Origin of the sequence: Binatus soli (SeqCode), from assembly GCF_050015535.1 — a bacterium.
GTDB classification, from domain to species: Bacteria; Desulfobacterota; Binatia; order Binatales; family Binataceae; genus Binatus; species Binatus soli.
Genome location: NZ_JBEKBF010000004.1, coordinates 134,915 through 154,664, shown reverse-complemented (window position 1 = coordinate 154,664; position 19,750 = coordinate 134,915). Strand labels below are relative to the sequence as shown.

Below are 19,750 nucleotides of genomic sequence, written 5' to 3'. Positions count from 1 at the left end.
GCTATCGCGCGCGGAGTTCCATCGCGTCCTTCGGCGCTGCATCCCGCCACCATTGAATCGTCGCGGCGAGGCCGTCTTGGAGGGTTAATCGCGGCCGGAAATCCACCTCGTCGCGCAGACGACGGACATCGGCGACGACGCGTGGCGAGTCGCCGGGCGCAGCGGCTATCGCGCCGAACTCGAGCATCGAGCGTGGAGCGCCAACCGCGTCTGCGATCATCTCGACCAGCGCGCGGACGGTGACTTCCTCACCCGACCCGATATTGACGGTCCCTTCGACTTCTCCATCGAGGATCGCCGCGAACGCAGATGCGACATCGGCGACGTGCAGGTAGTCGCGTAGCTGGCGTCCATGGGTGCATCGCGCCGGCTGGTCGCGCAGGAGAGATTCGATCACCGACGGCACCAGGCGCGACGGATGCTCGCCCGGACCGTACAGGTAGAAGATTCTTCCCCATGCAGTGCTGAGACCGCCCGGCGGGCGCCTCACAACTTCGGACAGGGCAAGCTTGCATGCGCCGTAACGCGTGGTGGGAGCGCATCGCGTGTCTGTTTCCGAACACATGCCCGCCGAGGGATCGTATTCGAAGCAGCTGCCGGCGAAAACCGCGCGGCCGCCGCCGGCCGCGGCGAATGCGCGCAGCAGATCAATTCCCGCGCGACACCAGACATAGTTCTGCTCCGACATCTGGTACTTGCCGGGCTCCGCGTACCACGCGAGGTGAAGCAGATGCGTCGGCCTGACCCGCTCGAGCATCGGCATCACGGCCGATTCGTCCAGAAGATCCGTCCGATGCCACTCTACGCCGCGCGCGGGAGCTGACGCGCCGCGATGGGCGACGGCATGCACCTCGTAGCCGCGCTCGACAAGAAACGGGAGGGCATGGCTTCCGATCCATCCTGATGCGCCGGTTACGATCACCCGCTTCATGGCACGAAATCCGGATAAGCGCGATCGCGTTCGGAGATCACCGACGGCTCGGATGGCCATCGGATGCCGAAGGCGGAATCGTTCCATCGCACGCCGCGCTCCGCCTCGGGCGCATAGTACGCGGATACCTGGTAGAAGACTTCGGTCCCGTCCGCGAGCGTGAGATAACCGTGGGCACATCCCTCCGGCACATAGAGCATCCGGCGGTTGGACGCGGTCAGCTCGACGCCGTACCAGCGGCAGTACGCCGCAGATCGGGGCCGGAGGTCGAGGATTACGTCGAAGATCGCGCCCGAAGTGCATCTGACCAGCTTCGCCTCGGCCTGCGGAGCCAGTTGGTAATGCATCCCACGCAGCGTTGCGCGAACGTGGTTGTATGAGAGGTTGCACTGCACGACCGCGGGGTTGATGCCGTGCGCCTGGAATTCGCGCGCGCAGAAGGCGCGCGCGAAGAAGCCGCGCGAGTCGGCGCGCTGCTCCAGATCGATAACCCAGGCTCCGGGAATTTCGGTTTCGTGAAAAATCACGGCGACACGTGCGTGCCGCGGCGCGGGTCGGGCGTCGCGGCATCTCCGATTCGGGAGTAGCGCCGGATCTGCTCTACGCTGAGGTCGTAGAGGCGCGGTCCGCGAACAGACGGCGCGGCGCGGTACCACTCGACGGTAAAATCCACCGCCTCGCGCAGCGAAAGCCGGGGGCGCCAACCGAGCCGCTTGCTTGCCTTGGCGGTGTCGAGCCACAGCATCCGCGCCTCGGCAAGCCCGTCGGCGGCCGGCTGGACGCGCCATCGCGCGCCACCCCACGCATCGCTCAGAAGCTCGACGAGCTGCGCAACTGTCGCAGCGGCGGAATCTTGCGGGCCGAAATTCCACGCGCCGGAGAATTTCCGGCCGCGTTCGATCAGTGCGCGGGCAAGCGCGAGGTACCCCGACAGCGGCTCCAGCACGTGCTGCCACGGCCGAATCGCATCGGGATTGCGGACACACAGGACTTGATCGTGGCTAAAGGCGCGGATCGCGTCGGGGACAATGCGATCCTCGGCGAAATCGCCGCCACCGATCACGTTGCCCGCGCGCGCAGTGGCAAGCGCGACTGGAGGTTCGCGGTTTTCCAGGAACGAGCGGCGCCACGCGTGCGCGACAATCTCGGCGCAGCCTTTGCTCGCGCTATAGGGATCCGCTCCGCCAAGTCTGTCTCGTTCGCGAAACGCGTGCGCGGTCTCAGGATTCTCGTAGCACTTGTCGCTCGTCACCACGACCACCGCGCGCACGGACGGCGCGTGCCGCACCGCTTCGAGCACGTTGGCGGTGCCAATGGCATTGGTCTCAAGGGTCGCGAGCGGCTCGCAATAGGAGCGGCGCACGAGCGACTGCGCCGCCAGGTGAAAAACGATCTCCGGCTGAGATTGCTCGAATGCGCCACGCAGACGGTCGCGGTCGCGGATGTCGCCGATGCGTGAGTCGATCACGCCTTCAAGCTTGCACGCGGAGAAGATTCCGCCGGAAAACTCCGGCGCAAGTGCGTAGCCCGACACCTGTGCGCCGAGCTCGCGGAGCCACATCGCGAGCCATCCTCCCTTGAAGCCGGTGTGGCCTGTCACGAGGACGCGGCGGTTCCAGAATTGATCGACCACCTAGTTCCAGACCTTCCAAAGCGCGGAGCCCGCGTCCCACATCGCATTAAGCTGCTGGGCTTCGCGATAAGTATCCATGCACTGCCAGAAACCCTCGTGCTGATAGACCGAGAGCTGGTTGCGAGCGGCCAGACGGGGGAGGAGCCCCGTCTCGAGCGTGTCGTCTTCACCCTCGATCAGGTCGAACACACCGGGCTCGAAGACGAAGAAACCTCCGTTGATCCAGCCCGAAGTGACTTGCGGCTTTTCCTGGAACAGCGTCACAGCGCCATCGCGAATACCAAGCTCGCCGTAACGCGACGATGGGCGCACGGCGGTGACGGTCGCGAGCCGGCGCTGTTGGGAATGAAAGGCCGCAAGCCGCGCGACATCCACGTTGGCGACACCGTCGCCGTAGGTCACCAGGAAGGTGGAGTCGCCGACGTAGGGCCGAATTTTGCGGATGCGGCCTCCGGTCATCGTGGATTGTCCCGTTTCCGCCAATGTCACACGCCATCCGGATTCTCCGTGGCTGTCGTGCACCTGCAAATCGCGGGAGCCCAGCGTCACGGTAAAGTCGCGGTTTCGGAGCTCGTAGTTCAGGAAATAGTCGCGAATCACGTCGCCCTTGTAGCCCAAGCAAATCACGAAGTCGCTGAATCCATGCGCCGCATAGATCTTCATGATGTGCCAGAGGATCGGGCGCCCGCCGATCTCCACCATCGGCTTGGGCCGAAACTCGGTCTCCTCGCGAAGCCGCGTGCCCAGTCCGCCGGCCAAAATCACCACTTTCATCGCCTGGCGCCCTCAACAACTACATTCTATCACGGTAACTTGTCGGCGCTGCCCGCCCCAAGCGCCGGCGCAACACTCTGCGCGGCGTCCGAACGCCCGGCAGCGAGCTTCTTCTGGAAGGCTGCGTAGCTGTCGCGCACCTCGATGTCGTTCGGGGCAAGCGCGCGCGCGTGGAGATAGTCGTGGTCAGCGGTGACATATTGGTAGGCGCCGTTCTCCGCGCCTGCGAGCTCAACCCACGCCCGGGGATTCGTCGGATCGATTTCCGTGGCGCGGCGGAAGGTCTGAGATGCTCTCTCATAGTCGCGCGCCCCCAAGTAGAAAGAACCCAGGCGCAGGAGGTTGTCGTAGGTCGGCTCGTACTCGACCATCTTCGCCAAGGCCGCGCGCTCCTTATCGGGTTGTCCCGAGGCCTGCGCCATTTGCGCGAACGCTGCAAACATAGGAACCGGGTCGACGCCGGCATCCAGCCCTTCCTTCAGGACGATCTCAGCGTCAGAGGCGTCCTTCGGCGTGACAAACACCTCGGTTAAGAGCGCAGAATATGGCTCCGGGTCTTGCGGGCGCAAGGCGCGGGCCCCCTCAAAGCAGCGGCGCGCCCGGTAAAGTTGTCCCGTGCTCGCATAGGTCTGCCCCGCGGTCATCAGAAGTTGCTCACGACGACGGGGATCCTGCTCGGAGGCCGCACCGCGCTCGTAGAGCTGCGCGGCAACCAGAGTGCGTCCGGTATCCACGTAGAATGCGCTGAGGCTGTCGATCGCTTCGGAGTATCCGCGCGCCATCGCCTCGAGCAGACCCTGTTCGATGGCTTGGCGATCGGGCCCCGACAAGTAGGGCATTATCCGAGGGGTGAGATAGAAATGGTTACTAGAGCTGGGCGCGCGCATCACTGAGATCGTAATCTGATTCAGCGCCTCGGCGGTGCGCCCATTCTCGGCCAGGCTGCGAGCATAGAAGTCGCGCGCGAACGGATTGCGCGGATCGATCCATACCGCCCGCGCAACCTCCGCGAGCCCGGCCGGCGAGCTCCCGTACCACGACGCCAGGGCGAGGTGCAGGCCGGCGTTGGCCGGGTGCAGCAACACCATCGTGCGCGCAGCGTCAAACGTCCTGGCTGGCGGATAGTAGGGATAAATCACACTTCCCTGGACGGTGGAGGCAATCGCGAGAATCCCCGCCGCCGCGGCGGCATAGGGACCGGCACCTCGAACCAGCCCGCGGGCGCGGATCGCGAACCCAGTTTCCGGGGCGCCGGCGACCGCGATCCTCACCATCAATGCCGCGTAGATCGTGAACAGAAATCCGATGGCTGGGGTGGTGAGGCTGAAATCAAACAACTCGTGGAATGCTTCGACCGACATTCCGGCCACTAAAGCGGCCAGCGTCAGTTGCGCGCGGGGGGACACGCGGTTCCATCGCTTCCATATGACCCGCGCGATTCGCCATCCGATCATCGCGAACGCGGCAATGCCGAGGATTCCAAGTTCCGCGGCAGTCTCGATATAGTCGTTATGGGCGTTGCGCAAAAGCATAGGAGGCCATGGACCTGTCTGATAGTGAGGGAACACCTCAGCCCACGATCCGAAGCCGACCCCCAACAACGGATAGTCCCGGAACATTCGCAGCGTGTCGCGCCAGATATGCGCGCGGAACCAAAAACCGAGCCCCCCGGCCGCGCTCTGGTCGATCCGGGTGTCGACCTGACCCCTGCCCGCGGAACCGATGAGTGCGATCGACAGCGCGGCGATCGCAAGCGCCGCGAGCCCGAGCCTGGGCACCCAGGCGCGCGCGCCATCGGCGCGCGCGCGGAACACCGTGGGTGTTCTTATTCGATTCGCCATCACCGCAAACAGTACGCAGGACAGCACCGTCCCAGCCCAGATTGCGCGCGATTCACTCAGAAGCATCGCGCACACCACAATGACCAGCGCCGCGCTGCACAGAATCGGCACCGTCTCATCGCGTTCCCGCCCAGCGTCGGCTGCCAACGCGTCCCAGGCCCGCGAGATGAACAGCGGCACGGTCATCGCGAGATAAGCGGCAAAATGGTCGGGATCGATGAAAGGACCCATCATGCGCTGCCAGCCCAGTTTTGGCGCACGCCAATCGAGCGGGACAAAGAACCACAGCACCTTGCCGTTCCACGTGGCCTGCTGCACCAGTCCGATCGCCGCCACGGCAAGTCCGCTGATCAGGATCACCGCCACGAGCAAACGGGTAAGCGGATCCTCGTCGCGCGGGGTCGCCTCGGGCGTGACCGGGTAGAGCGCCACAATCACAAAGAGCCCGAACGCGGCAAAGAGTTGCAGCGCACTTGCAATCCCGAGCGGGGGCGCGAGCGACAACGACCGCCACGCAGTTCCATACCAGCCCGGGTCCGCAGGAGAGCGCCCCACCACCGGCGGCGAAGCCGCTTCACCGCTCTCGCGCTGCGAGGTGAATGGAACCGGCGCGCCGCTCCTCACCTCGCTCTCCGTCGGCATTACCACCACTCGGACCTCGGAGGTCGCAGCCTGCGCCGGTCGGGCTTTAGGCCGAGGATAATCAACCGTTTTCGGCCATCCGTCCAGCGCGTGCTGATAAAGGTCGTATGTTCGCGGCGACAGGACGTGCAAAAGCGACGGCGGCATGGGCGCCAGCTGGAAACCGATGAGCAGCGCCAGTACAGCGGTGGGCGCCGCGATGCTCAGCACCACCGCCGCACCCTTGATCGCCGGCTCGGCCGCGCGCATCCGCAAGAGCGCCGCGGCAAGCATGGCGAAGACCACAGTCTCAGCGATGTGATACGCCCGGGGATGAACCGTCCCGAAGCACAGGGGCGTGACAAGGATAAGAAGGACCAGGCCTCCGATCACTGCACGGTCAATCAAATCAATCGACTGGGTGCGCATGCAGTCGCAAACCTGGGCGGAAGGCCATCGCTAGAGGGATGGTAGTCGAGCGAAGCGGCGACAAGCCCGCCTAGTTGCCGTCGCTCGCGCGCTTGGGGCTGTCGGCCATTGGAGAAGCGTCCTCGAACGGTGGTTCATCGGCGTCTACGTTATCGAAACCCTGGTAATATCCTTGGTAGGCCTTCGAGTAATAGTGCGGGAAATCCGCCTTGTACAACCGCACCTTGTTGAGTACGACGCCCAGGACCTTCGCGTTCGTGTACTCGAGACGGCCCAGCGCCGCGGCCACCTGATGGCGGGGTGTGTGTCCCCCCGCCGTAACCAGCACCACCCCGTCAACAACCTGAGCAAGATCCAGCGGGTCGCTCACCAACATCACCGGCGACGAATCGATGATGATATAATTGTACGCTTCAGAAAGTTCCCCCAGAAATTCCTTCATCCGCGGTGAACCGAGCAGCTCACTGGGGTTCGGCGGAATTCTCCCGCAACTCAGAAAAAAGAGATTTTCAACCGAGGTCGGCTGCACCAGCTCTGTTCCGCCCGTCCCGGTGAGCGCCTCGGTCAGACCCGGGCGGTTCTGCAAACCAAGTAAACGATGGCATCTCGGGCGCCGCATGTCCGCGTCGATTATCAGCACTTTCGAGCCAGTGTGCGCAAACACTGAGGCGGTGTTGACGGCAACCGTGGTCTTTCCTTCGCCGGGAACGGCACTGGTGAACATGGTCGCCTTGGGTGGCGCCCCCGCCCGCGACAGCCGCAGCGCGGTGCGAAGCTGGCGAAAGGACTCGCCCAGTACGGAGTATTTGCCGTAGGTTGCGACCAGGTTTCGTCCGTGCGCGCCGTCGGCGGGCAGGTCGGCTACCGCGGGCTTTGGCAGATATCCCGCGTGGTAGCGCGAGCCGATGGAGATGGCGCTGTTGAAGTCAGGTATCGTCGCCAGACCCGGAAGCTTCAGATAGCGTTCCAGCTCCTCGGGGGTCTTAAGCGTGTTGTCGAGCCGCTCGATGAATAGCGCGCCGCAAATCCCCAGCAGCAATCCCAGCGCGGCCGCGGCTACCAGGTCGCGCTGGGTACGTGGGCTCGACGGGCCAAGCGGCGGTTGCGCCAGGTCTACGACCGAAACGTTGGACGCATGTGCGTCCCCGACGACGGTCAGGTTCTTCATCCGCTTGAGCACGGCGTTGTAAAGCTCGCGGTTGGTGTCGGCCTCGCGCTCAAGCATGACGTATTTGATGGCGGCGTCGTTGAGCCCCAGCGCAAAGCCCTTCTCGTTGTCGAGCTCGGTGGCGATCGCTGCTTCGCTCTTGAGCGCGGCCTGATATTGCTCGTTTACGCTTGCGACCGCGGTCTTGAGCTCGCGATCCAGAACCGCACGCGTCCCGCCGATCTTCTCGCGGAGCTCTCGCATTTCCCGATATTCATCGGTGTACTCGCCGCGCATACTGGCATAGCGCGATTCGAGCTGGTCAAGGTCGCCTTTCAAGCCCTGGATCACCTTATTGTCCATCACTTGGGGCAGGGCGTCAGTGTGGCCGGCCTTCACGAGCTCGAGCTGGGTGCCCAAGGTGATGGTCTTGAGGTGCGCGTCCTGAAGGTCATGGTTGAGTTTGTTGAGCTGCTCGACCACCACATCCTGGCTGCCGTTGAGCGAGATCAGTCCTGGGACGATATCCTTGTCACGCCGGTAGTTGTTGAGCGCCAGCTCCGATTGCTCGACGCGCTGCTTGAGTTCGTCGAGCTTACCGGCCAAGAATCGCTGAGCCTCGTCGCTCGCCTGGGCGCTGAGCTCGATCCCCTGCCGAATAAATGCGCGCGCGTGAGCATTGGCCATTCGCGCCGACAACTTGGGATCCGAGGTCGTGAACCCGATCTGTACCAATTGTGTGTTTTCGATGGGCTTGACCTGCAGCGCGCCCAAATACCATTGGACCACGGAACGGGGAACGCTGTCCGCCAGTGGATCGTCCAACGTCGGAGCAGCCTGCTTCGCCGCAAGGCTGGGAAACCAACCCGCAAGCGCGGACCGCAAGACGCCCCACCCAGGCAACCACGACCCGGAGGCGTGCGAAGGCCGAGCCTCCAGCTTCATTAGTCCTTGGTCGAGAATCACCCGGGTTGCGAGGCTGCTTGACTTGAGCAGCTCGGACTGCGTGTCATCATACGGTTCCTGAGAAGAGTCCTGCGGCGCGGAAATGCTTTCGTCCTCGAAGACCCGTGATGGGGCGAATCGTATGAGCAGCGTGGTGCTGGCCGTGTAGGTCGGCTCCGCCATCAAATCACGCACCAGCGTGAAACCCACACATGCCACCGCGATCACAAGCACCAGGCGCAGGTGCTTTTGCACGATGCGACGGTATTCGTGAAACTCAATCCATGGCTCGTGACCCGCACTGCGCGGCGGCCGGCGCACGAGATGCGCTTCCACGTACTGCGGAGGTTCTTTACGCGGTTCGATTTGTGTCATCAGAATGCCCCCATGAGCGCGGCGGCCGGGGCCATCGAAGCTATCCCCTGCGCCGCGAGGTAGACAGCGTATCCGGGAATTTTCACCGCCGAATATCCAACGTCCACAACGTCGTTCGCCTGCAGGGCGACGTCCGGCGCCTGGCCCCGCTGAACCTCCGCCAGATTTACGTGGATTACTTGGGTTTGGTCACCGGCTTCGCGTCGCATGATCTTTACGGTGGCCGGATCCGCCGCGTACATCATGCCTCCCGCCGCGGAAACAGCGTTCAGTGTTGTCAGACCGTGAGTCACTGGAAGCACGGTGGGGTGATAGACCCAGCCGATCACCGAAATCTGGCCTGCGAGGGGCACGAAAAGAGTATCGCCAGGCCTTACCGGGAAATCGACATATTTCCGATAGGGCGAGTCACCATCCAAGGCGATAACGTACCCCGAGCTGCCATCGAATTCGCTCTCGGAGGGTGGCCGAACCCACGGGGTGTAGTCGTTTTTCAGTGCGGTGTTGGTGACGACGCCCGAAGGTTGTGCGTTGGAATTGTCGACAGCACCGAGCGCAGCGGTCGGGACCTCAGGCGGCTTGGGCATCGCTGCGTCGTTTGCGCCCTGCTGCGCAAGCATCGAGTCACCGTTCGAGCCTGGCCGCGCGGGGCTGAGCAGCACCTTGTGCGCGCCGTTATCGTTGAGCCCTCCAGCGCGTTCGATCAGATCACGAACGGTGTCACTGGGCCCGTTGAGTACGTAAAGCCCGGGGGCGCGTACTGCTCCCATCACCCCCACCGCCCTGCTGGAATAGGTCTTCACTAGCAGATTGATTTCCGGATGGTACGCATACTTGTGGAGCGCGTTGGCCAGGTGGTCGATGATCTCCGGTTCCGCAAGTCCCGCAACGTGGAGCGATCCCACCAGCGGAAGCATGATGTCGCCCTTTCCGTCGACGCGCACGGTACGGTCTTCAAGGTCCTTTACGTTCGGCACCGAAATTTCCAGCACGTCGCCTGGTCCGATCGTTAAATCCTTCTGTTCCGTCGCGCGTTGCTGCCAGAGCTTGTCAAGCGCTGTATCCGATTGTGCGGCGGGAAGCTTAGCTGCTGAAGGTGAGCCCTCGCTGCCTGGCGCCGGTGGCGCCTGCGATGCGCACCCGGCGAGCGCCGCGGCAAGCGCGGCAAGGAGCGCCACCTGGAACCTGGGGACGCCGCCGCGGCGAGGTGCTCTTGCACTCCGAGTCAAACTGAGCGGACCCGTTGTTGATAGTGTTTTCTCAGCGCTGCGCATGGGTCGAACCTCTTTGTAAAACCACACTGATCCCCCCGCACTCAAGCAAGTCGCCTGAGGCCCTTTTGCAAATGGGTTACGATATTAACTCAACCAAAGAAGTTGTTAGGGTGACGGTGCTGGAACCGATCCCCCTGTGGCGCCGCCGGCCGCCGCGCTCACCGGCGTACAGGTTCCGGCTCTCGCGCCTGGACGACCGGTCGCGAGAGCGCTGGCGCTTTGCGAGACCATCCAGTAAAGGCAAAGCCCTTCCGGCGGCACGCCGGTCTCGATCGTCTGGCCCTGGTACTTGGTCCCGGGCAAGGTCAGGGAGATGCTGTATTCGCCGGTCGCAATCCCTCCGATCGAGTAGTGCCCGTTAGTGTCGGCATCCGCCTTGCCAACAACGTTGCCCGCCTGGTCCTTGACGCTGACATCCGCCGAGGTTACTGGGTGATTCTGAATGTCGGTGACTAACCCGGCGATTTCGGCCGATCGGGCCTGCACCGCGAACATAAGCAACCCCAGCGCAACAAGGCCCGTCGTCAAAAGACGTCTCTTTCTCATCCTCTTTTTCGTTCACTATCCTGTTCAGGACGGCGCGCGTCCGATCGCCGAAACCTTGTGCGCCATGGCGCAGGGCCCGAGTTCGCCCGAGGCTAATCATGCCATTTCAATTCAGCCTGATCGGTGGACGAAACGAGAAACGAAACCAAGAGAGACCTATCTGGACGAACTGACCACCGGGGAGGGGCCGCCGCCGCCGCCTCCGCCAAAACAGCCCAAAGCGACACACACACCGAATCCGCCACCCGTAGCGGCCCCCAGCGCGCCTCCCGCAATATAAAGGTCGGGAATACCTCCAAAATACGCCCCGCCGCATGCGCCCGGCGGATTTGCCGATACCATCCAGAGAGGATTCGAAGCAGCTGCGACCTGAGTGTATGATAATGACCAGTCTTCCGTCTCACCTTCCGCAGGTACCTTGTCGTTGACCGTTCCTGGTTTGAACGATGTGCCTGCCGGAGGATTCACCGAGGTCTTGTAATTGCCCGGCCGGAGTCCGGTAATGCAGTACCGGCCCAACGCGTTGGTCGTCCCTTGGCCAACAACATTTCCGTTCGAGTTCGTGACTGTAATTTGAGCTCCAGTCATTGGACCTTGGGGCCCGAGCACTTTGCCTGTGATGTCGGAACAGAAAGCGGCCGGCGTAAGAGCAAGGCAAAGAAAAGTTAGCAAAGAAGGTCCAATATATGATTTATTCATCAGTGCGCTCCTTAAGCGGTCTGGCGCCACGCGAGCATCGTCGATCATTTTTCCAAATGTCGCCCGCCCGGTGATTCAGAACACGCGTCCGCCATCCCTTTCCGTCTCGAAAACGGTGGGCTGTTCTTTGATCTCCTCTGACACCCCAACCTGAATAGCTAAAGCGAGCTAAATTGCGCTTCAACCAACCTCACCGCTTCCATTTCGGTTTACCGACCTAAAAAAGTTACCCTAGAGCAAATTCAGTGTCAATGGCACTCTTTTGATGGTCTGTAGCTCATTTTCGTCAATCCGGGAAGGTTTCGTTACAAAAAGTCAGGTAACCGGACTGCCTGGTGGGTAGTCCGAAGATGGCGTCGCGACCGAAAACCTCGTCCGGGGACGCGGGCCGGTCGGCTGCGATGCTGAAACTCCGATGTCAGGGTTCGGGGCCACGCTCCTGCTCGTCGCGCGATCCCGACTGAAGTCACGGGCGAGCCTCAACTGCCTCCGCTTATAACTGCTGGTAAATCGGGGTGCAGGCCAGACTTAAAAGCGGGCTCGAACTTCGCATTTTCGAAAGGCCCGGCGTCGGCGCTAATCCGATTAAGGATTGGAAATGGAAATTCCGGATGAGTCTTGAAAGTTCTGCTTACTCTCGTTGCTGCTCTGGTGTATGTCCATGAATTTTCAACTTGGCGCGCTCGGCGAGTTTCGCCGCGTCGTCTTGGTCAGGTACTCGCTCAGAGACTGTAGCAATATATTGGGGCCCTCCCGAGTGGCACGTACCAACCCTCCACAGGGTATCTTTCGTGTGCACGAAGTGGGGGCTACCTGCAACTCTCCACTGAACGATCTCGCATGACTCGGCCGTGCCTTTTAGCAACGGTTTGACGGTTCTGGAAAATCGCATTACTTCCGATGGATGAAGAAGGTTGATGAAACTTATACCCCGGAATTCGGCCGCGGTGAATTCAAACAAATCACAGTAGGACGCACTGACTGAAACAAAGCGCATATCGGGCTTGAGAACCGAATGGGGGAGCGAGGAAACCTCCTCGGGCTTACAAGCGCCGAGGTGCTCCCAGTTCGGACGTTCCCGTATCGTCAACACTTCCTTCAAAAGCATCTTTTGTTCAATCAACGCCTGCGCGGCTTCCTGGATAATAGGCATCGCCTTGCGAAGGCTGCCAACCGGAGTGACGAGGTGACCGATTGCGTCATGAATCAATGCTAGCATTCCATTCGTGCCGAGCCGGTCAAGCTCCTCCGCTGAAGGGAGTTCAATTGTCTGCTCTCCAATATGCCGAAGAATTTCTTTTACGACAGGAGTTTCATTAACCACGGGAACACCCCCTCTTGAAGTCTAGCAATGACCTCAAGCATCGATCAAGGCCAAACGTTGTCATGGCATATTTTTTTCTCATATCTGGCGGTATGATGCACTACGCCGTTGGTTCTAAATCGGTTCCTCTGGTAACCAGAAATGCACATAAGATGACATTATGTCATCAGATGACATTCTGTCATCCAGCCTCACATCAGAAACGTTGCTGACCAGATTAATGCGTGTTTAGAGCGGAAACAGTTTCGGATTGCTCCCAGAAGGCCATCACGAAGGAGGGACGGCGGCGCATCCGCTAATCGGCTGGTGCGTCGCCTGCGGGCTTCGACCCATTGGGCCCCGGAGTACGAATCGCGACTTGCCGTGGCTCAGGTTTGTCGTCTCTAAACGCGTACTCCCAAGTGCGCTTGAAGTTCTGGATGCGTTGGTAGCATTCGGTCATGAAAAAATGATCGCATCCGAGGGTGTGATACAGCTCGTGCCGCGTCACCATCGACGGCCACATGAAAAGCTGATTGACAGTCGCGGCATCTGCATACGTGAAGACTTTCGAGCGTGTTTCATCATCGGTCCATCCAAGGACTTCCGGCAACCCCACAGAAACAGAACCGAGGCCGTAAGCAGCGTCGAACAAGTTACGATTCACGAACCAGACCTGCTTCGCGCACCTGTCTGGCTTGGGGACTGCCTCGAGCTGATTCGCAATCTGATAGTAGAACAGGTCCGAAGCGTCCCGGTCGAGTTCCTCGTAAGAGACTGGCTGGAATCTCAGTTTGAACCAGTCGCCCTCGTTATCATTCCAGCCGGAGATCAGTTCGTTCGCGCGGCCCCTGTTGACGTTGTGATCGAGATAGACACAGGTGGGAATCGTCTCGGACGGTCCCCAATCCATCGCCTCGCGCGTCGCCGGCTGATCGATGCCGATAAACGTACATGCCGAACACTCGACCAGAATCGCTCCCAGCACCAGCGCCATGAGCACGGTCCGGTTGTTGAGAGTGTGAATCATCGCTTTCGCGGCGTTTGATCCGGTTCTTGGTTGTAACACGGCGCTGCACATCCTCTCTCGATGGTGCCTTTCCCCTAGCGCTCTGGTGCGAAGCTTCATCGCAGGTGAGTACCCCCCTCGACGGCGAATGTCGTTTCACAACGTCGTCGGTGTTGGGGTATTGCAATTGATATGCCGATACAGGAAATGCCGGAATGCGATAATCAATTTAGTGTTGCGCCTATCTATTGTGCGCAGGTATTTCATGGCCTCGTTCATTATGAGAGATAGAGCGTCAACATTGTGTCGCTGAGTGGCACCGAAACGTCCGTCGAGATTCTTAGCTACAGCAGCTTTCGCTCAGAATGATGGGATGGACCCCCGCCCGCTTATATATGGCCTCGCAATGGGCCAAGAATGAGGTGATTAAGCATTCATTCGAAGCGAGGAGGGTCCGCGATGGAAGTTACAACGATTGGGATCGATCTGGCAAAGAGCGTGTTAGCGGTGAGTTGCGCCGATGGGCGGGGCAAGCTGGTGGTGCGCAAGCAACTGCGGCGCGCGCAGGTGCTGGAGTTCAATCCGAGAGAGTTTACTTACAAAAAGTCAGGTGGGCGGAATGCTCGGCGGGCGGTCTGCGTGTTCCACGATACCGAGCACGTTTCACTTCCCCCATTACTTAAAAGCGCATCTTTCCCTGCGGGAATCGTTACTTCTCGAACGATGGGCCCGCGAAGTTCCCCGGGATGACCGGCTCCGGACCGCGATTCTGTCCGAATACTGCGCCGCCTGCGGTCAAACCCCCATCGACGACCATAGCGGTACCGGTTACCCATTCGGAATCGTCACTGGCCAGAAACAGCGCCATCGCCGCGATGTCATGCGGATGCCCGGCGCGCGGAATCGGCTGGATCAGCGCGAGGAACTGCTCCGCCACCTGCTCACCTCCAGGCAGGCGCGTATTTATCAGCGGAGTATTGATCCCACCCGGACAGATACAGTTGACGCGAATCCGATCTTTGCCGACCTCAAGGGCGACCGAGCGCGTCAGATTAATGACCGCCGCCTTCGCCGCACTATAGGCGTGCGGCCCCGCGCCGCCGCGAAGACCCGCGACCGACGCGGTCGAGATTATCGATCCGCCGCCAACCTTGCGCATCTCGGGAATCGCGAACTTCATTCCGAGGAAAACCGAGCGCAGCAAAATCGCCAGGCTCTTGTCCCAATTCTCGACCGTGGTCTCGTCGATCGGCCCGACCGCGCCGCCAAGGCCGGCATTGTTATACATGATGTCGAGACGGCCGAATTCCTTGACCGCGCGAGCGACCGCCGCCTTGACGTCCGCCTCTGCTGAAACGTCGGTCTTCTGAAAGACCGCGCGGCCGCCGTTCTCCTTGCAATCGCGAACCGCGGCTTCACCGCCTTCGACGTTCAAATCGGCTATCACTACCGCGGCGCCTTCGCCCGCGAACCGAATCGCCGTGCCGCGGCCGATTCCACTCGCCGCGCCGGTGATCACTGCGACTTTGCCATCGAGTCTGCCCATCGTGGTGTCTCCTCTCACTTTTGCTCTCCGAGGCTCCTGACATACGCCTTCATCGCGTCGATCGCCCAGTCGGTCGTCATCAGATCCATGAAGAGGTTGCGCTCGAGCTTAAGGCCCTCGGCCAGCGGCGTCTGCATCGCCGATCGCGCCAGGCGCTTGATGTGGGCCATCGCGCGCGGAGACTGGCTCGCGAGCTGACTCGCCACTTCCATCGCCCGTTCCAGGGCCTTGCCCTGCGCCATTTCATTCACCAGACCAAAGGCGGCCGCTTCGCGTGGGGTGAATCGTCGCCCGAGCAGCATGAACTCCAGCGCCTGTGCGGTGCCGACTATGCGCGGCAGTCGCTGCGTGCCTCCCCCGCCCGGCAAGATACCAACGGTCACTTCCGGGAGCCCCAGCTGATATGGGCCGTCTTCGACGATGCGGATATCGCAGCAGAGCGCGAATTCGAGCCCGCCACCCATGCAGTTGCCATTGATCGCGGCAATGGTCGGCTTGGGCATCGTCTCGACGCGGTCGCAGGCTCTATCGAGTGAAAAGCTCTGTGGCTCGCTGCGTTCGTCGAACCTGGCCCCACTAGCGCGCAGTTGCTCGGCGATCGCTACCAGTTCCTGGACCGAGTAGTGCTGGATGAAAACCCCAGGCGACCCGCCGGTGAAGACCGCGGCGCGGACGCTCTGGTCAGATTCAATCTCGCGCGTGACCGCGTCGAGTTCTTCCCCGGTCTGCGCCGTTAGATAGATCGACTTGGGAGTGCCGATCGTCACCAAAGCGATTCCCTGGTCCTTTACCATTTTTACCTGCTGCATTGGTTACTCCTCGCTCTGGTCGCTCACGTGCTCAATTCGTCGAGCAGCGCCTTGGCGTCCTTCAGATCGGCGGTGTCGAAGCCTTCCTACCTGTCGTGCTTTCGGTCCCGCACTTCGAGCATTGCATTGCTGTACCCAGGTTAGAGGCTGGCAAATCTTCTATCACCCGCCGTCAGGAACAGACAGACAGCCGAACAGCGCCGGAGGGGCGGCGCCGCGTGGCCGGTCCACCGCGGATCCACGGCGAATTGTTGATGCTTGGAATCGAATTCGCTGAATCAACTGTCGGCAGGTATTATACTGTTCGGATCGGGTCGATCTTTGCCGCACAGGAAATGCCTCTTTCCTGATCAGGATTAAGTACGATGTCCGACGATGCCGCTCCGACTCTGCTGCCTACTCGCGTGGCGGATGAGCCAGCTAAGCCTTCATCGAGCGCGGGCATTCGCACACTGCTCGACCTGTTCCGCCAATTTGCCGACATTCGCTCCGAGTGCGTCGTTTACTACGACGGATACCGGAGCTGGAGCTATCGTTACGACGAGATCGCAGGGGCCAGCCGCGCCTTCGCTGAGCGGCTGCGGCGCGAGTCCATCGGCAAAGGCGACAAAGTTCTCATCTGGTCCGAGTCTCGTCCCGAATGGATCGCCGCGTTCTGGGGCTGCCTGCTCAACGGAAGCATCGTAGTTCCGATCGACTACCGCTCCTCCGCCGAGGTGATGTGCAACATGCAGCAGGTGGTGCACGCGCGGCTGATGCTGATCGGCGATGACGTCCGTCTCCCCGCAAACGGATTGGACATCCCATGCTGGCGGCTGTGCGAAGTAGATCTGCACGCAGCCTCGCCCGCGCCCGCTGTGGAGATTTCTCCCGACGATACCGCCGAGTTGGTCTTCACCTCGGGTTCGACCGCGGCTCCCAAGGGCGTGGTGATAACCCATCGCAACCTCGCGGCCGATCTCGAGCCGATTCAGCGCGAGGTGATGAAGTATCGCGGCTACGTGCGCCCGATGTTTCCGTTGGGCTTCTTGAACCTGCTTCCGCTGAGCCACATGTTCGGGCAGCTACTGGCGATGTTTTTCCCGCCGATGCTGCCCGGAGTGGCGGTTCTAATGCGCGTCTACAGTCCGCAGGATATTGTGCGACAGATTCGCCGCCGCCGCGTCTCGTTCCTGGTCTGCGTTCCCAAGATGCTCGAAGTGATGCGCCAGTACGTGGTGCACAAGTTTCCGGAAACTGCCGCGGCCCCTCCCACCAACTCGCATTGGCTGGCGCGATGGTGGCGCTATAGGCGCGTGCATCGCATGTTCGGCCTCAAGTTCTGGGGCGTTGTAGTCGGCGGCGCCCCACTCGAACCTGCCCTCGAGGAGTTCTGGTCGCGCATGGGCTTCCTTGTCGTGCAGGGATACGGTCTCACCGAAACTGCACCGGTCATCAGCTTCAGCCATCCGTTTCACGGGCATCCCATTGGGAGCGCGGGGCAACCAATGTCCGGCGTTGAAGTCAAAATCGCTCCGGACGGAGAAATCCTGGTGCGCGGCGACACAGTCACTCCCGGCTACTTCAACGCGCCTTCCGAAAGCATGAAAGTGTTCGAGAACGGATGGTTCCACACCGGAGACATCGGCAAGCTCGACGCCGGCTATTTGTTCGTCCGCGGACGCAAGAAGGAAATGATCGTCACGTCCGCAGGCCTGAAGATTTTTCCCGAGGACGTCGAACTCGTCATCAACGCAGTTGCGGGAGTGCGCGATTGCGCGGTGGTCGGCAAGGATCATGTTCACGCCGTGCTCGTGCTTGAACCCGGCGCCGACAAGGAACAGGTGGTCGGTCTCGCCAACGCGCGACTCGAAGCGCATCAGAGAATACAAGCCGCTTCGGTATGGACCGCCGGTGACCTTCCGCGTGTCGAGGGAACCGGCAAACTCAAGCGCAGCGCGATCCAGAAATGGGTCGACGCCGGCGCGCCGGCTGGCGCCGCCAAACCGGCCGACGAGTTGGGCAAACTGATCGCGAGATATGCGCCCGATCGCGCAATCACACCCGAGACCACTCTCGATCAGCTGGGGCTAAGCTCGCTCGAGCGCGTCGAACTGCTCGTCGAACTCGAGCAGCAGTTCAACGCCACCATCGATGAGGCCGTTTTCACAGGCGCTTACAAAGTCGCGGATCTCGCGAAGATGCTGCACGCGCCAGCGGCCCTGCCCGAGGAATCCTTCGAGGCGAACACCTGGAACTGCAGCGTGGCCGCACGCGCGATACGGCGGGCCGGGCTGGCCGGATTCGCGATTCCGATGACCCGGCTCTTAATCAAGCTCACGGTCACAGGGCTGAAACACCTCGAATCGATCGAGGCGCCGGTGATCTTCGCCGCCAATCACCAGAGCTACCTCGATGTTCCGGTGATCTTCACGGCGCTGCCTGCGCGCTGGCGCTACCGCGTCGCGCCCGCGATGCTCAAGGAATTCTTCGACGCGCATTTCCATCCCGAGCGGTATTCGAGATGGCGCCGATTCGTCGCCAGCACGAGCTACTTCGTCGCCGCGATGTTCTTCAACGGATTTCCGCTTTCGCAGCAGGAGGCGGACACCCGTCAGACGCTGCGTCATATCGGTGAGCTGGTCAGCGACAACTGGTCCATCCTGATTTTCCCGGAAGGCGGGCTCTCGGTGACCGGCGAGATCGAAGCGTTCCAGCCGGGAGCGGCGATGCTGGCAGCGCGGCTGCGCCTGCCGGTGATTCCAGTGCGGCTGCGCGGCCTCGACCGCATCCTCCCTCGCGGCGCCTCGATGATCCATCCTGGCCCTGCATCGGTTGCATTCGGCGCACCGCTCCATCTGGAGGGCGAGGACTACACCGCCCTCGCAAGACGAATCGAAGAGGCCGTCCGCGTGCTGTGAAAGCAGGCCGCCAAAGCCCTCACGCGCCGCTTTCGCGATCTAGTCGCCGTGGCGGAGGTCTCGATGGCCGTAGTGCGCTATGGTATGAACTCGCCCGCGAAAGATGACACACACGCCATGACGTGCGTGATCGCATCCGTATCGTATTCGTCTCCCGATCGGTACGTTTCGAAAAATGAGTTCAATCGCGCGACGCGCTCCGGCCACGCCTCAGCGGCCTGCAGGCCGACAGAGACGCCGAAGTTAGTGAAGGCAAATTTCACCGAATGCGCTCCCGGCTCGCGGCAGAAGTAGCCGGGCGGTTCGATCCACATCCGGTCAAGTATCGCGAGACTCCGCTCGCGCTGAACGCGTGCCCATTCTTCCTCAGGAAAGAAGCACGTCATCCATAGCATCATTCCAAGACCGAGGTCTTGAGTGATGACCAGGTTTTCGTAGCTTCGTTCGACGATGGTTTTCATCTGCCGGATCTCGTCTGCAAGCGCATCTTCATCAAGCAGCCGGTAAACAATGTATCCATGGAATGGATCGAGCGAGCCTGGTCCGAAACCTGGATATGGTCCGCTCAAGTCTTCGAGCATTTTCCAGTGCATGCCCCGACCCGGAATCACGAAAGCGGGATGGATGTCCTTCACCAGTCGGATCGCTTTCGTGCGATATTCGGGAACTATCTTGCCCAGTCGTGATAGCGCGAAAGCCCACATCGCCAGATAGTGAAAGTATTGACCGTCCCGATCCGCGGCTTCGCCGATTCGGAAACCGCGCCGGCGTCCCAGCACACGCTCGACGTCTGCGACCACCCGCTGAGCTTCGTCCAGGAACTTGCTCTGCCCCAGTTTGTGGTAGAGCGAAACCAACAGAACGACGCCGAAAGCGTCGGTCCATAGGTATCGCATTCCATTGGGCCAGATGCGTTGTTCGCGCATCCAGTCGAGCCTGCTCAATACTTTTCTGACATTCGCGGTCAT

General features: G+C 61.2%; 15 protein-coding genes and 1 pseudogene. 2 read left to right on the top strand and 14 right to left on the bottom strand.

The features are described from left to right. Nucleotide 1: 1 nt before the first annotated feature. From ABR989_RS04455 to ABR989_RS04405, 11 genes are all read right to left on the bottom strand, one after another. On the bottom strand, nucleotides 2–931 hold the full coding sequence (locus ABR989_RS04455) for an NAD-dependent epimerase/dehydratase family protein (RefSeq protein ID WP_428126008.1): 930 nt from the start codon (nucleotides 929–931) through the stop codon (nucleotides 2–4). After that, nucleotides 928–1,458, bottom strand: a complete 531-nt coding sequence (rfbC, locus tag ABR989_RS04450) for a dTDP-4-dehydrorhamnose 3,5-epimerase (protein WP_428126007.1) — start codon at nucleotides 1,456–1,458, stop codon at nucleotides 928–930. Before rfbC ends, ABR989_RS04455 begins: the two co-directional genes overlap by 4 nt. After that, nucleotides 1,455–2,564 (bottom strand): CDP-glucose 4,6-dehydratase, encoded by a 1,110-nt coding sequence (gene rfbG, locus ABR989_RS04445; protein WP_428126006.1) that lies wholly within the window; start codon nucleotides 2,562–2,564, stop codon nucleotides 1,455–1,457. Before rfbG ends, rfbC begins: the two co-directional genes overlap by 4 nt. Then, on the bottom strand, nucleotides 2,565–3,338 hold the full coding sequence (gene rfbF / locus ABR989_RS04440; RefSeq protein WP_428126005.1) for a glucose-1-phosphate cytidylyltransferase: 774 nt from the start codon (nucleotides 3,336–3,338) through the stop codon (nucleotides 2,565–2,567). Nucleotides 3,339–3,367: 29 nt separating this feature from the next. Continuing rightward, a complete protein-coding gene (locus ABR989_RS04435; RefSeq protein WP_428126004.1) occupies nucleotides 3,368–6,208 on the bottom strand; it encodes an O-antigen ligase family protein in 2,841 nt (946 codons plus the stop codon). 91 nt (nucleotides 6,209–6,299) lie between these two features. Beyond that, complete coding sequence (locus ABR989_RS04430; RefSeq protein ID WP_428126002.1) at nucleotides 6,300–8,696, bottom strand: GumC family protein; 2,397 nt, start codon at nucleotides 8,694–8,696, stop codon at nucleotides 6,300–6,302. Then, complete coding sequence (locus ABR989_RS04425) at nucleotides 8,696–9,874, bottom strand: polysaccharide biosynthesis/export family protein (protein WP_428126000.1); 1,179 nt, start codon at nucleotides 9,872–9,874, stop codon at nucleotides 8,696–8,698. The genes ABR989_RS04430 and ABR989_RS04425 overlap by 1 nt, the downstream gene beginning before the upstream one ends. Nucleotides 9,875–10,075: 201 nt before the next feature. Next, a complete protein-coding gene (locus tag ABR989_RS04420; protein WP_428125998.1) occupies nucleotides 10,076–10,516 on the bottom strand; it encodes a carboxypeptidase-like regulatory domain-containing protein in 441 nt (146 codons plus the stop codon). A 156-nt stretch (nucleotides 10,517–10,672) separates the two neighbouring features. Beyond that, the gene (locus ABR989_RS04415) at nucleotides 10,673–11,215 is read right to left on the bottom strand and encodes a carboxypeptidase-like regulatory domain-containing protein (protein WP_428126078.1); all 543 of its coding nucleotides are present in this window, start codon (nucleotides 11,213–11,215) and stop codon (nucleotides 10,673–10,675) included. Between the two features lie 631 nt (nucleotides 11,216–11,846). After that, the gene (locus tag ABR989_RS04410) at nucleotides 11,847–12,539 is read right to left on the bottom strand and encodes a PAS domain-containing protein (protein ID WP_428125997.1); all 693 of its coding nucleotides are present in this window, start codon (nucleotides 12,537–12,539) and stop codon (nucleotides 11,847–11,849) included. A gap of 295 nt (nucleotides 12,540–12,834) precedes the next feature. Further along, a complete protein-coding gene (locus ABR989_RS04405; RefSeq protein ID WP_428125996.1) occupies nucleotides 12,835–13,548 on the bottom strand; it encodes a hypothetical protein in 714 nt (237 codons plus the stop codon). A 438-nt stretch (nucleotides 13,549–13,986) separates the two neighbouring features. Between ABR989_RS04405 and ABR989_RS04400 the strand changes: the two are divergent. Further along, nucleotides 13,987–14,106 (top strand): annotated as a pseudogene (locus tag ABR989_RS04400) (IS110 family transposase); the annotation flags it as partial. A gap of 130 nt (nucleotides 14,107–14,236) precedes the next feature. Here the strand turns inward: ABR989_RS04400 and ABR989_RS04395 are convergent. Continuing rightward, on the bottom strand, nucleotides 14,237–15,073 hold the full coding sequence (locus ABR989_RS04395; protein WP_428125994.1) for an SDR family NAD(P)-dependent oxidoreductase: 837 nt from the start codon (nucleotides 15,071–15,073) through the stop codon (nucleotides 14,237–14,239). 14 nt (nucleotides 15,074–15,087) lie between these two features. Next, nucleotides 15,088–15,882, bottom strand: coding sequence for an enoyl-CoA hydratase/isomerase family protein (locus tag ABR989_RS04390; RefSeq protein WP_428125992.1), 795 nt, complete (start codon nucleotides 15,880–15,882; stop codon nucleotides 15,088–15,090). A 365-nt stretch (nucleotides 15,883–16,247) separates the two neighbouring features. On the opposite strand from ABR989_RS04390, the gene ABR989_RS04385 reads away from it, so the two are divergent. Further along, nucleotides 16,248–18,782 (top strand): AMP-binding protein, encoded by a 2,535-nt coding sequence (locus ABR989_RS04385; protein ID WP_428125991.1) that lies wholly within the window; start codon nucleotides 16,248–16,250, stop codon nucleotides 18,780–18,782. Nucleotides 18,783–18,859: 77 nt separating this feature from the next. Here the strand turns inward: ABR989_RS04385 and ABR989_RS04380 are convergent, their stop codons facing one another. Beyond that, nucleotides 18,860–19,726 (bottom strand): hypothetical protein, encoded by an 867-nt coding sequence (locus ABR989_RS04380; protein ID WP_428125990.1) that lies wholly within the window; start codon nucleotides 19,724–19,726, stop codon nucleotides 18,860–18,862. Nucleotides 19,727–19,750: the final 24 nt, after the last annotated feature.

What these genes read in the sequence shown, in the direction of transcription:
- ABR989_RS04455 (WP_428126008.1), bottom strand. Translation starts at nt 931, where the DNA reads ATGAAGCGGGTGATCGTAACCGGCGCATCAGGATGGATCGGAAGCCAT.
- rfbF (WP_428126005.1), bottom strand. Translation starts at nt 3,338, where the DNA reads ATGAAAGTGGTGATTTTGGCCGGCGGACTGGGCACGCGGCTTCGCGAG.
- ABR989_RS04430 (WP_428126002.1), bottom strand. Translation starts at nt 8,696, where the DNA reads ATGACACAAATCGAACCGCGTAAAGAACCTCCGCAGTACGTGGAAGCG.
- ABR989_RS04420 (WP_428125998.1), bottom strand. Translation starts at nt 10,516, where the DNA reads ATGAGAAAGAGACGTCTTTTGACGACGGGCCTTGTTGCGCTGGGGTTG.
- ABR989_RS04415 (WP_428126078.1), bottom strand. Translation starts at nt 11,215, where the DNA reads ATGAATAAATCATATATTGGACCTTCTTTGCTAACTTTTCTTTGCCTT.
- ABR989_RS04405 (WP_428125996.1), bottom strand. Translation starts at nt 13,548, where the DNA reads ATGATTCACACTCTCAACAACCGGACCGTGCTCATGGCGCTGGTGCTG.
- ABR989_RS04395 (WP_428125994.1), bottom strand. Translation starts at nt 15,073, where the DNA reads ATGGGCAGACTCGATGGCAAAGTCGCAGTGATCACCGGCGCGGCGAGT.
- ABR989_RS04390 (WP_428125992.1), bottom strand. Translation starts at nt 15,882, where the DNA reads ATGCAGCAGGTAAAAATGGTAAAGGACCAGGGAATCGCTTTGGTGACG.
- ABR989_RS04385 (WP_428125991.1), top strand. Translation starts at nt 16,248, where the DNA reads ATGTCCGACGATGCCGCTCCGACTCTGCTGCCTACTCGCGTGGCGGAT.